At 70.5% G+C, this 11893-nt stretch carries 13 protein-coding genes; 8 read left to right on the forward strand and 5 right to left on the reverse strand.

Annotated features, from left to right (window positions below; all coding sequences use genetic code 11):
* Nucleotides 1-31 precede the first annotated feature (31 nt).
* The 3 genes from DLJ59_RS03800 (at nucleotide 32) to DLJ59_RS03810 (ending at nucleotide 1985) form a co-directional block, all read left to right on the forward strand.
* Nucleotides 32-841, forward strand: coding sequence for an SDR family NAD(P)-dependent oxidoreductase (locus DLJ59_RS03800; RefSeq protein ID WP_124771123.1), 810 nt, complete (start codon nucleotides 32-34; stop codon nucleotides 839-841).
* 169 nt (nucleotides 842-1010) lie between these two features.
* Nucleotides 1011-1550: an orotate phosphoribosyltransferase gene (pyrE, locus tag DLJ59_RS03805; protein WP_112586136.1), complete on the forward strand. Its 540-nt coding sequence runs from the start codon at nucleotides 1011-1013 to the stop codon at nucleotides 1548-1550.
* Between the two features lie 57 nt (nucleotides 1551-1607).
* On the forward strand, nucleotides 1608-1985 hold the full coding sequence (locus tag DLJ59_RS03810) for an ArsR/SmtB family transcription factor (protein WP_030332125.1): 378 nt from the start codon (nucleotides 1608-1610) through the stop codon (nucleotides 1983-1985).
* Nucleotides 1986-2152: 167 nt separating this feature from the next.
* On the opposite strand, the gene DLJ59_RS03815 is transcribed toward DLJ59_RS03810, so the two are convergent.
* Entirely contained in the window at nucleotides 2153-2974 is an 822-nt protein-coding gene (locus DLJ59_RS03815) for a DedA family protein (protein ID WP_124771124.1), read from the reverse strand.
* Nucleotides 2975-3186: 212 nt separating this feature from the next.
* On the opposite strand from DLJ59_RS03815, the gene DLJ59_RS03820 reads away from it, so the two are divergent.
* Both DLJ59_RS03820 and DLJ59_RS03825 read left to right on the forward strand, forming a co-directional pair.
* Complete coding sequence (locus DLJ59_RS03820; protein ID WP_124771125.1) at nucleotides 3187-3666, forward strand: SigE family RNA polymerase sigma factor; 480 nt, start codon at nucleotides 3187-3189, stop codon at nucleotides 3664-3666.
* On the forward strand, nucleotides 3663-4730 hold the full coding sequence (locus DLJ59_RS03825; protein WP_244235811.1) for an LCP family protein: 1068 nt from the start codon (nucleotides 3663-3665) through the stop codon (nucleotides 4728-4730). The genes DLJ59_RS03820 and DLJ59_RS03825 overlap by 4 nt, the downstream gene beginning before the upstream one ends.
* Nucleotides 4731-4796: 66 nt before the next feature.
* Here DLJ59_RS03825 and DLJ59_RS03830 read toward each other — a convergent pair whose 3' ends face one another.
* Together DLJ59_RS03830 and DLJ59_RS03835 are read right to left on the reverse strand one after the other, a co-directional pair.
* Nucleotides 4797-6356: an LPXTG cell wall anchor domain-containing protein gene (locus tag DLJ59_RS03830; RefSeq protein WP_124771126.1), complete on the reverse strand. Its 1560-nt coding sequence runs from the start codon at nucleotides 6354-6356 to the stop codon at nucleotides 4797-4799.
* 148 nt (nucleotides 6357-6504) lie between these two features.
* Nucleotides 6505-6717 (reverse strand): hypothetical protein, encoded by a 213-nt coding sequence (locus DLJ59_RS03835; RefSeq protein WP_124771127.1) that lies wholly within the window; start codon nucleotides 6715-6717, stop codon nucleotides 6505-6507.
* A 125-nt stretch (nucleotides 6718-6842) separates the two neighbouring features.
* Here DLJ59_RS03835 and DLJ59_RS03840 point away from each other — a divergent pair, with 125 nt between their 5' ends.
* Nucleotides 6843-7226 (forward strand): phage holin family protein, encoded by a 384-nt coding sequence (locus tag DLJ59_RS03840; protein WP_124771128.1) that lies wholly within the window; start codon nucleotides 6843-6845, stop codon nucleotides 7224-7226.
* A 136-nt stretch (nucleotides 7227-7362) separates the two neighbouring features.
* Nucleotides 7363-8388 (forward strand): class II fructose-bisphosphate aldolase, encoded by a 1026-nt coding sequence (fbaA, locus tag DLJ59_RS03845; RefSeq protein WP_124771129.1) that lies wholly within the window; start codon nucleotides 7363-7365, stop codon nucleotides 8386-8388.
* A 50-nt stretch (nucleotides 8389-8438) separates the two neighbouring features.
* On the opposite strand, the gene DLJ59_RS03850 is transcribed toward fbaA, so the two are convergent.
* Nucleotides 8439-9632: an LOG family protein gene (locus DLJ59_RS03850; protein WP_124771130.1), complete on the reverse strand. Its 1194-nt coding sequence runs from the start codon at nucleotides 9630-9632 to the stop codon at nucleotides 8439-8441.
* A 249-nt stretch (nucleotides 9633-9881) separates the two neighbouring features.
* Here DLJ59_RS03850 and DLJ59_RS03855 point away from each other — a divergent pair, with 249 nt between their 5' ends.
* On the forward strand, nucleotides 9882-10310 hold the full coding sequence (locus tag DLJ59_RS03855) for a DUF3151 domain-containing protein (RefSeq protein ID WP_124771131.1): 429 nt from the start codon (nucleotides 9882-9884) through the stop codon (nucleotides 10308-10310).
* 46 nt (nucleotides 10311-10356) lie between these two features.
* On the opposite strand, the gene DLJ59_RS37185 is transcribed toward DLJ59_RS03855, so the two are convergent.
* Nucleotides 10357-11893 (reverse strand): MinD/ParA family ATP-binding protein (locus DLJ59_RS37185; protein WP_482805353.1); only part of this gene is annotated, 1537 nt, incomplete at its 5' end.

An 11893-nucleotide genomic window follows, 5' to 3' on the forward strand; every position in this document is an offset into this window, starting at 1 on the left:
CCCCCGTACCCGCCCAGGTGAGGACCGCAACGTGACGCTCGATGCCACGACCGCCGAGCGCCGAGCCCTGATCACCGGGGCCACCGCCGGCATCGGCGCGGCGTTCACCCGGCGGTTGGCCGCCGACGGCTGGCACCTGGTGCTGGTTGCCCGCGACGCGGCGCGGCTGAGCGAGCTGGCCACCGAGTTGGGTTCCACGTACGGCAGCGAGGTGGAGACGATCCCAGCGGATCTGTCCACCGACGACGGCTGCGCCACCGTCGAGCGGCGGCTCGCCGAGGGCAGCCCGGTGCACCTGTTGGTCAACAATGCGGGCATCAGCCTGAACAAACCGTTCCTGCGCTCGACGGCGGAGGACGAGGCACGACTGTTGCGGCTCAACGTGCACGCGGTCATGCGGTTGACCCTTGCGGCGCTACGACCGATGACCGAACGCCGAAATGGGGCAGTGATAAATGTCTCTTCGGTCGCCGGTTTCGGTACCGCGATGCCCGGATCGACGTACTCCGCCAGCAAGGCCTGGGTCACGAACTTCAGTGAGTCCGTCGGCCAGTCGACGCGGCCGTTCGGCGTTCAGGTGATGGCCCTCTGCCCCGGCTACACCCGCACGGAATTCCACCAGCGGGCCGGCATCAACATGTCCAAGACGCCGGAGTGGCTGTGGCTGCGGGCCGAGGATGTGGTCGACGAAGCCCTGCGTGACCTGCGCAAAGGCAAGATGGTCAGCATCCCCGCGTGGAAGTACAAGGTGGTCGTCGCCGGCATGCGACACGCGCCGCGGCGGCTGCTCCAAGCGGTCGCCCGGGACACCCGCGGCCGGATCGGCCGCGACGAGCGCTGAGCTTCGACGGGCCCGTCGACAGCGATCGGACGATGGGACGGCGCTGGCGCGCCGCTGTCAGACCAGTTGCTGAGCGTAGTCGAACATCGCCAGTCATCGGTTCGCCCCGGGGCTGATCAGGGTGGACCCCGCACACGGCGTTCAGAGTTGCGCAGTAACCTCTATCGCCATGGGGGACCACGACGACCTGCGTAAATTCATTACCGACCTGGCTGTGGTCCACGGCCGGGTCGTGCTCTCGTCGGGGCGCGAGGCAGACTGGTACGTGGATCTGCGGCGCGTCACGCTCCATCACCGGGCCGCTCCTCTGGTCGGCCGGGTGTTGCTCGACCTCACCGCCGACTGGGAGTTCGACGCGGTCGGGGGCCTCACCCTGGGTGCGGACCCTGTCGCGCTCTCGATGCTGCACGCCGCCGCTCCGACCGGCCGGGCCCTGGACGCCTTTGTGGTGCGTAAGGCGGGCAAGGCCCACGGTCTTCAGCGACGGATCGAGGGACCGGAGGTGGCCGGCCGCCGCGTGTTGGCGGTGGAGGACACGTCCACGACGGGCGGAAGTGTTTTGACCGCTGTCGAGGCACTTCGCGAGGCCGGGGCGGAAGTCGTGGGCGTGGTGGTTATTGTTGATCGAGGCGCCGGCGACGCGGTGCGAGCCGCCGGATTGCCGTACCGGGCGGCCTATACGTTGGCTGACCTCGGCCTTGTGGCGTAAAAGTCTGCCGATTCGGATCTGCTGATATGCAGGCGGATCGATGCTGCTGGTGGAAGGATGGAATACGTGGGAACTGCGTTGGCCGAAATGACTATGCCTCAGATCTCGCCGCTAAACGGCGAGCCGATCGAACGTGCCGATGCCGAGCGTCTCGCCGGGGTCCTCAAGGCCCTTGCTGACCCTGCTCGGCTGCGGCTGCTCAGCCTGATCCAGTCGGCCCCCGAGGGCGAGGCGTGCGTCTGTGACCTGACGGCGCCGCTCGGCCTCTCTCAGCCGACGGTCAGTCATCACCTGCGTATCCTCACCGAGGCTGGCTTGTTGCAGCGGGAGAAGCGCGGTGTCTGGGCGTACTACAGCTTGGTCCCGAGTGCGATCGCGACGATCGCCGACCTGCTGACCCCGCCGCGTAAGCGAGCCACCAAGAAGGCTCGCTGACGTAGGCACCTACACGCCGTCCCGAGCCGGGACGGCGTCCGGTGGCGAGCCAGGGGTGGCGCCACCGGTGGTTGACACCTGCTCGTCCCCGGTCGCACCACCGGAGGCCGGGTTCGACATGCCGACGGCCGACCCCCTCTCCAGGGGGCCGGCCGTCGTCGTACCTCTCAACGGTCCTGACCGTGCTCCGGGCGCTGGTGGCCCTGCTGGTGCCGGTTGTGGTCGAACGCCTCGCGGGTCGCCTCCACCGCGCCAGCGGCACTGGCCGCCGCGACCACCGCGACCGCCTCGCCGCGCTTACGAGCCCGCCGGTCGCGAAGGAACTCGAAGAAGATCGGCAGCACCGAGATCACAATGATCAGGGCCACCACCGGCAGGATGTAGTGGTCGATCTTGTCGCCGATGGCCTGGTAGATCTGCTCGGCCAGCAGGTAGCCGATCAGCAGGATGCCGTCCACCCAGAGCACCGCGCCGACGATGTTCCAGAGCAGGAACTTCCGGGCCGGCATGCCGAGCGCGCCCGCGACCGGGTTGAGGAACGTCCGGACGATCGGAATGAAGCGCGCCAGTACGACCGCCTTCGCCGGGCCGAACTTCTGGAAGTAGTACTCGGCCTTCTCCACGTACTCCTTCTTGAAGAGCCGGGAGTTCGGCCGCTCGAACATCGGCCGGCCGTACCGCGCGCCGAGCCAGTGCCCCAACTGGGCGCCGACGACCGCGCAGATCGGCCCACCGATCAGCAGGCCGGCAAGGGAGAGTCGGGTGCCGTCGCCGAAGATCGCGTCCGCCACCGGCGACGAGGCCACCCCGGCGAGGAACAGCAGCGAGTCACCCGGGAAGAAGAAGCCCACCAGCAGGCCGGTCTCGGCGAAGAGGATCACCCACACGCCGATCAGCCCGAAGGTCTGCAACAGATCCTTGGGATCGAGCGGGTTCAGGGCGACGCTCTCCACGAGAGCGCGGGTCTTCTCAGCTGTGTCCACGGCCACAAAGGGTACCGAAGCCCAGCGCCCCGGCCGCGCCGGACCGGCCCGTCACCACCCGCCCGCGCCGTGCGGCTCAACCCAGCCCCGCAAGCCAACGCCGGGTGGAGTGGGTGAGCATGAGAGGTTCCTCCAGCGGACCAGAGGTTGATCGGAGTCACCGCAATGTTCGGCAGGTCCGCTCCCGTCATCTATGGCAGGAGCCCCCTGGAGGTGCAGTGACGTACGAGGAGTTCGCGGACACGCGGCTGGCCCCGCTACTGCGGTACGCGGTCATGCTGACCGGTGACCCGCACCAGGCCCAGGACCTGGTTCAGGAAACCATGGTCCGGGTTCAGCTCAACTGGCGTCGGGTCGCCCGCGCGGATTCGCCCGAGCGTTACGTGCGGCGGATGCTCACCAACCAGTACATCGACTGGCGGCGCGGCTCGTGGGTCCGCCGGGTGCTGCTGCGCGGGGAGCCCGACGCGTCGATGCCCGCGCTCACCGACCACGCCCAGTCCGCCGTGGACCGGGATCAGATCTGGTCCTGGCTGTCCCGGCTGCCACGACGGCAGCGGGCCGCCCTGGTGCTGCGCTACTACGAGGACCTGCCTGACATCGAGATCGCCGACATCCTCGGCTGCGCCGTCGGGACCGTTCGATCGTCCATCTCCCGAGCCCTGGCGACGCTCCGAACCGAGTACGTGGAGGCATGAACGTGATCGAGGATGACCTGCGTGCCGCGTTCGTTCGGCACGAACCGTTGACCCCGTCGACCGGCCCGCTGCGGGCGGCGATCGACCGGCTCGCCGCTACCCGCCGTCGCCGCCGGCAGCGGTTCCAGGCCGCTGGCGTCACGCTCGCCCTGCTCGCCGCGCTCGGAGTCGGGGTGCCGCAACTGCGCCCCGATCGGCCGGCAGATGGCCCGGCGATGTCCGGCCGACCGGCTGACGTCCCGCCCGAGGCGCTGAACATCCTGCTGCTCGGGGTGGACGGCTTCGGCGAGCAACCGCCGTACCGGTTGGCGGATTCCGTCCTGCTGGTGCACATCCCGGCCGACCGGAGCCGGCCGTACCTCATCTCGTTGCCACGCGACCTGGAGGTGTCGATCCCCGGCCGCGGGATCGACAAGCTCAACAGCGCCTTCTTCACCGGTGCCGGTGAGCCTCGGCCCGACCTGGACGCCGGCTACGACCTGACCCGCCGGGTGGTCGCCGACCTGACCGGGGTACGCGTCGACGCCGGCGCGGTGCTGACCTTCGCGGGGCTGCGCCGGATCACCGAGGCTGTCGACGGGGTGGAAGTCTGCCTGCCGAAGAAGGTCGAGTCCTGGCACACCCGCCGGACGTTCCCGGCCGGCTGTCAGCGCCTCGACGGGGATGCCTCCGTCGACCTGCTGCGGCAACGGCGGTACCTGCCCGACGGCGCGTCCGACCGGGACCGTAACGCCCAGCGCTATGTCGGCGGGCTGATCCGGCGGGTGGTCGGGCAGGACGTGCTGACCAATCCGGTGCGGCTCGCCGCGCTGCTGTCGGCCCCCGGTAAGGGTCTGGCGGTCGACGACGACGGCCTGCCGCTGACCAAGCTGGTGGCGGTGCTACCCGAGCTCAAGAGCGTCGACCCGGTGGGGCTCAGCCTTCCGGTCGGCCCCCCGACGGACGACGCTACGCGGCTGCGACTGGACCCGAAGCAGGGTCGGGCGTTCCTCGCCGCGCTCAGCGAGGATCGCTTGGCGCAGTGGGTGGCGCAGCACCCGGAGCGGGTCAACCCGGTCCGATGACGGACGCCAGCGCGCCCGCCGGCCAGGTACGGGACGGCGGGGCGCCGGTCGGGCGAGCGGGTTGGATCAGGCGACGAAGCGGTTGCTTCGGCGTCGGGCGAGCAGGTAGCCGCCCACACCGGTGACGAGCAGCAGGGCGCCGATGCCGGCGATCAGGTTGGTGGGGGTGCCGGTGATGGGCAGCGCGCCACCGTCGCCGCCACCGCCGCCATCGCCTTGGCCGCCGCCGCCCTGGGACGCGTTGACCACGATGGCGGCCTTGTCGTTGGCCGGTTTGATGTCGTCCTGGAAGCTGCTGCCGCCAGCGCAGTCGCACGGCGCGTTGACCCAGACCGTGCCTCGGGCGTTGGGGATGACCTTGTCGATGCGCAGCCGGAACTTCAGGGTGTAGGTCTGCCCGGCCACCAGCAGCATCTCCGAGGCGCACTGGTACGTGCGAGTGCCCGGCCGCAACCAGCAGGCCTCCGGGGCCTCGACGGCGGAGGTCCCCGGCGGTAGCTCGACGTCGTAGTGGGCGGCGGCCTCGTACTCCTCGCTCACATTGTCGAGCGTCGCCGGGCCGTTGTTCCGGAAGCCGACGGTGGCCGTGACGACGGCGCCGGCCGGGCCCTTGAGTGAGGCGCCGATCGCCGCGAGGTCGGTGCCGTTCGTGCCGGTGGTCTTGATGGTCCACCCGGTGGAGTCGTTGCCCGGCCCGATGTCGGTCTGGTCGGCCTGCCGCGTTGCGCCGGGTGCCTTGGCCAGAGTCAGTTTGGGGCCGTTGCCGGGGGTGGCCGCCCGAGCGCCGACCGTTTCCCGCACCCGGGTCAGGTCCTCGAAGTCGGCAGTGGTCATGAACTGTGCGTAGCCGGACTGGTTGGTGGGGGCGTAGGTGTCCTTGGCGAGTTCGAAGTTCAGTGTGGTGGCCAGCCCGCTGCCCACCGGGATCTTCTCGTCGAACTGACAGGAGACCAGGTGGTCGTCGGAGTAGCGGCAGTTGCTGAAGCGGTCCCTGGTCCGGATCGAGTAGGTGAGGTCGAAGACCGCGACGAACCCCTCGACGGTCGTGTGGCCGGCGTTGGCCACGGCCAGCGGCACCGTGAACTTCCCGCCCGGCTTGGACGAGACGGTGGTGTACGGTCCGCCGGCCAGGTCGACCCCCTCGCCGACCCGGACGCGCGAGGTGTAGCTGCCCCGCCGCCCGCCGGCCGCCTCGAAGCTGACCACGACGTCCCCGGAGTCACCGAGCTGCGCATCCTCGGTGAGGCCGATGCGTACCCGCTTGGCCCCGTTGCGGTAGATCCCGCTGCCGAGCGGCGGCGTCTCGTAGAGGACGACGTCGAAGGGCTCCTCGCAGACGAGAGCGCCCGGCTCCGGGGCGGTGCACCGCTGGCCGTCCTCGGGGGCGATGGTGATCTTGTCCGCGAGGGAGCGGTAGTCGTACCGCACGGAGACCTTGGACAGGGTCGTCGGCTCGTCGGCGTACAGGAGCAGGCCCCGGGTGGTCGGCGCCGAACCGACGGCCAGGGTGGTGTCCTGGAAGTAGGGCGCGATTGGGGCCGCGGCGACGGCGGGGGTGGCGGAGGCGGCGACCAACGCGCCGGCGGCGCCGAGCCCGGTCAGCCAACGGAGCCAGTGCTTGAGCATGGGGGTCCTCCCGTGGGGGCGCAGGTGGCGCTCGTCCAACCTAGGGAGACGTCAGCTCCTCCGGTAACCCTTTGGGATCGATATTTGTCAAATGATCCGAACGGTTGAGCACCCTCTGGCGCAACGGGCAGGCGACCCGGCGGAGTGCTCAGCGGTAGTCGTCCTCGTCCCCGGTGACCACCCGGGCCTGCTCCATCGCGTCCCAGTCGTCGACCTCCAGACCGCGATGCGGCTCACCGTCGACGTCGGCGGGGCCGGCGACCATGGCCTGCTCCACCGCGTCCGCCGGATCGGCCTCCGGGTCGCGTTCGTTGGGCGCGAGGTGATCGCCGGGGATGAAGTCCTCATCGGGCTGACCCATCGTCCCTCCCGGGGGGTCTCGGGGCACGGTTCCCACCCACCGTACGGGCTGGGTGGGCGTACCGCCCGGAAGCGGAGTAGGCCGAATCAGCCCTCGGCGACGCGACCCGATGCCAGGATGGTGCCGTGGGCTTCCTCATCAGACTGGCGATCACCGCGGTCGCGTTGTGGATAACCACGCTGATCGTGCCCGGGGTGGACGTGCACGCCCGGTCGGGTGGCAACACCGTCCTCACCCTGATCGTGGTGGCGCTGATCTTCGGCGTGATCAACGCGGTGCTCAAACCGGTGATCCGGGTTGTCGGCTGCGTGTTCTACCTGCTGACCCTGGGCTTGTTCGCACTGGTGGTCAACGCGTTGCTGTTCCTGCTCACCGACCGGATCGCCGGCGGGCTCGACCTGCCGTTCCAGGTGGACGGATTCTGGCCGGCGTTCTGGGGAGCCATCGTGATGACCGTGGTGACCTGGTTGATCAGCGTCATCGTGCCGGACAACCTGGACCGCCGGTGAACGGCTAGCACCCGGGTCGGTTGTTCCGCCGCACCTCACCTGCGGGATACTTCCGGGCGGAGGACAGCGCGGTCCGGCGCACAAATGAAGAACAGCGGCCAGCAAGGCCGAGAGTGGTAAGTAAGGAGCACATCACATGCCCATCGCTTCCCCCGAGGCTTACGCGGAGATGCTGGACCGCGCCAAGGCTGGCCGGTACGCGTACCCCGCGATCAACGTGACCTCCTCCCAGACGCTGAACGCGGCGCTCAAGGGCTTCGCCGACGCGGAGAGCGACGGCATCATCCAGGTCTCCACCGGTGGCGCCGAGTACCTCTCCGGCCCGTCGATCAAGGACATGGTCACCGGCGCCGTGGCGTTCGCCGCGTACGCGCACGAGGTGGCCAAGAAGTACTCGGTCAACATCGCCCTGCACACCGACCACTGCCCGAAGGACAAGCTGGACAAGTTCGTCCGTCCGCTGATGGGCATCTCGCAGGAGCGGGTGAAGCGCGGCGAGGAGCCGCTCTACCAGTCGCACATGTGGGACGGTTCGGCCGTTCCGGTCGCGGAGAACCTGCAGATCGCCGCGCAGCTCCTCGACGAGGCGGCCAAGGCCAAGATCGTCCTCGAGATCGAGGTCGGCGTCGTCGGTGGCGAGGAGGACGGCGTCGAGAACGCCATCAACGACAAGCTCTACACCACCACCGAGGACGGCCTGGCCATGGTCGAGGCGCTCGGCCTCGGCGAGAAGGGCCGCTACATGGCGGCGCTGACCTTCGGCAACGTGCACGGGGTCTACAAGCCGGGCAACGTCAAGCTGCGTCCGGAGATCCTCAACCAGATCCAGGAGGCGGTCGGCGCCAAGTACGGCAAGGACAAGCCGCTCAGCCTGGTCTTCCACGGCGGCTCGGGCTCCCTGCTGAGCGAGATCCGCGAGGCTCTGGACTACGGCGTGGTGAAGATGAACATCGACACCGACACCCAGTACGCCTTCACCCGCCCCGTCGCGGACCACATGCTCCGCAACTACGACGGCGTGCTGAAGATCGACGGCGAGGTCGGCAACAAGAAGCAGTACGACCCGCGCGCCTGGGGCAAGGCCGCCGAGGCCGGCCTGGCCGCCCGGGTCGTCGAGGCGTGCGAGCACCTCCGCTCCACCGGCACCACGATGACCAAGTAACAACGTCCCACCGACGGCCGGCACCCCGCACGGGGCGCCGGCCGTCGTCGTCAGGTCGTCAGCAGGCGTACGGCCTCGCGAACGTCATCGGTCAGGTGGATCGTCGACGACAGGTCACCGAACGGGGACGCGGCCAGCAGCGGGCGCAGCAGCGCCTCCACCGGCAACTCCTGCGTCCAGTAGGCGCGGTCCAGGAAGATGTACGCCCCGCTGGCCCCGTCGGTGCCGTAGTAGGTCTTGGTGGCCGCCTGGAACACCTCCTGCACAGTGCCCGCCCGCCCCGGCGCGAAGACGATGCCACCCCGGGCGAGGCGCAGGATGGTGTCCTCCCGGATCGCGTTCGAGAAGTACTTCGCGATCCGCCCGGCGAACAGGTTCGCCGGCTCGTGCCCGTACAGCCAGGTCGGGATGGCCAGCCCACCGGCACGGGCCCAACCCAGGTCGTCGCCACGTTGCCGGGGCACCCCCGCGTACCGTTGCCGGACCGTCAACGCGGCGGCCGTGTACCGCTGGTGGTCGGTGAAGTCGGGGGCGGTGGCCAACAGGTCGATCGCCGCCGTGACATCGGTCGCCGGCCGGTCCGCCAGGTAGGCGCCGAGATTCGCGGCCTCCATCACCCCGGGGCCGCCGCCGGTCACCACCAGCCGGTCGGCCCGCGCCAGCTCCCAACCCAACACCGCCGCCATCCGGTACGCGGGACTGCCGCGCCGCACCGCGTGGCCGCCCATGATGCCCACCACCGACTGCGGCCCGTGCGCGCTCAGCCAGACCCGGGTGGCGTCGCCCAGCGCGTTGTCCACGCCGTGGTCGTGCAGCCGCTGACCCAGCGCCTCCTTGACGTCCGGCAGCGCGCCACCGTGCGCTCGGTAGTGGTCGTACACCCGGGTGTCGTACATCCCGGTGAACCCGCCCTCGGCGAACCCGGCGGCCAACTCCTCCGGGGTGTAGAGGTGCGTCGGCTGGGTCGGGTACGGCAACCCCGAGAACGGCGGCACCACGTTCGCGCCGCGCCGGACCAGGTCGGCGCCCACGTCCCGGGACGCGAACCGGCAACCGACGAAGAGGGTGCCGGTGACGTCCACGCCGGTCAGGTCGGGCGCCGGCGTGAGGTCGAGCCGCAGGCCCTGCACGGTCAGCCCGGTCAGCTGACCGGTGGCCAACTGCTGATCGAACTCGGCCCGAGTCTGGATCTCGCCGGCGTGCAGGTGCGGTTCGATGACGTCTGCGGGAGGTGGGGTCGGCACCGGGCCATCCTGCCCGCTCGCCGGGGCCGGCCAAACCTCGGGCCCGGGATGGAACCGACAGGAGCCCGGCGGTCGTGGCCACCGGGCTCCTGCATAACCGGTTCCTGGGGAGGCTCCGGACTATTAGTTGTAGTGGAAAACACCAGGCAGCGGCATAGGCCGCAGGCGTGACCAACTCCTCAGCCGTTCAGCGGAACACGTTGGCCGACCCGCTCGCGTGTCGCAGTGTCCAGCGGGTTGAATGGGGCGATGCAGAACCTTTTGCCAGAGCCACCGGCCACCCGCCTGCCCGTGAACGACGAGGCCGACGCCGCCCTGGCCGCCGCCGACGAGGCCGGCACCGATGAGGCGTACGCCAACGTGGCGGCCGGCTTCCCGACCTACAGCGCGGCCTGGGCGGAGCTCGCGGCGCGGGCGTTCGCGCAGGGCCAGGTGGTGATGGCGTACGCGTACGCCCGCACCGGCTACCACCGGGGCCTCGACCAGCTGCGCCGCAGTGGGTGGAAGGGGCACGGCCCGGTGCCGTGGTCACACGAGCCCAACCAGGGCTTCCTCCGCTGCCTGTACGTGCTGTCCCGGGCGGCCGACGAGATCGGCGAGGCCGACGAGGCGGCCCGCTGTGCCCAGTTCCTGCGCGACTGCGACCCGGAAGCGGCGGACGCGCTGGCGAGCAACTGACCCCGCCCCGGCGGCCGGCCCCGACATCGGGCCGGCCGCCGGCGGGTCACAGCCCTTCGGCGACCGCGGCGGCGATCTTCAGCCAGGCGTCCCGGGTGGCTGAGGAGAGCCCGCCGTACCGGATCGGCTCGCCACTGTCGATGAGCCGCTCGTACGGGGCCAGCAGCACCGCCCGGGTGCGGGCCGCGAAGTGCTCCTGGATGGCCGGCAGGTCGATCTCCTTGCGGGACGGCGGCATCGACACCACCGTCACGGCCTGCCGGACCAGCCGTTGCCGGCCGCTCTGCTCCAAATGGTCGAGCATCCGGGCGGCGGTCTCGGCGGAGTCGTTACGGGCCGACATGGTGACCACCAACTGGTCGGTGGCGTCCATCGACGCCTGCCAGTTCTGTGCCCGGACGTTGTTCCCGGTGTCCACGAAGATCAACTTGTAGAACCGGCTGACCACCTCGCGGATCTCGGCGAACGCGGCGGCGGTCAACATCTCGCCACCGGTGGCCGACTCGTCCGAGGCCAGGACGTCGAACATCCCCTCGCCCTGTGAGCGGACGTACTGCGACAGGTCACCGACCCGCCCGTGCGCGCCCTGGAACTGCCCGAGGTCACGCAGCATGTCCCGCACCGTGCGGGAGTGGAAGTCCTGTTGGGCTCGCATCCCCAGGGTGCCCTGGGTCTCGTTGTTGTCCCAGGCCAGCACGTAGCCGCCGCGCTTCTGACCGAACGTCATCGCGAGCAGCAGGATGGCCACGGTCTTCCCCGCGCCACCCTTCGGGTTGACCACGGTCACCTGCCGCAGACCGCCGAAGTTGCGGCGCACCATCTCGATGTCCCGCTTGAGCTCCTGCTCGTGCCGCCCCGGGGAGAGGCGGAGCAGACCCATCTTGTTGACCACCGCGCGTACACCCATGGTCGCCACCGGATCGGCGGGTCGGACCTGGCGGCGTCGGGCGAAGTCCTCGGCGGTCGGCGCGGCGGTCTCCTCCGGCGTCCAGCTCGCATCCGGGTACGCGGTCGCATCCGGGTACCCCGGGGCCGGCACCCGGGCCACCCCGTCGACCTCCTGGTACGGCTGCCCGGGCGTGCCGCCGGGCGAGCCTTGCTGCCAGGCCGTGCCGCCGGGCGAGCCCTGCTGCCAGGGCGGCGGGTACCAACCCGGCGAGGGCGGAAACGGCCCAGGCGGTGGGCTCGCCGGCCCGGTCTGTGGCGGAGCGGGCTGTGGCGCGGGAGGGCTGTGCGGCGGGTTGCTGAACTGCGTCAGGTCGGGCGGCGGCGGAATCTGCGCCGAGCCGGCCTGCCCGGGGATGGCCGGGTTGAACGGTTGCCCCGGATGCGCCTGCGCGGGACCGGCGTACGGCACGACGGGCGGCGGCGGAATCGGAGGCGTCGCGCTGACCTCGTCCTGGGCGGGCGTCGCTCCAGCCGGGCGTTGCGGCGGATACGCCCACGGCGATTCGGCAATCGGCCGCGCCGGCCCGTCGACGGACCCGTCTTCACCGGGCCCCACCGCCTGCGACACGGGCCCGCCGGGCTGCGCTGCCGGCCCGCCTGCCTGGGGTGCCGCCGTACCGGGCTGCGGTGCTGGC

The organism is Micromonospora inaquosa (assembly GCF_003857055.1).
Taxonomy (GTDB): domain Bacteria; phylum Actinomycetota; class Actinomycetes; order Mycobacteriales; family Micromonosporaceae; genus Micromonospora; species Micromonospora inaquosa.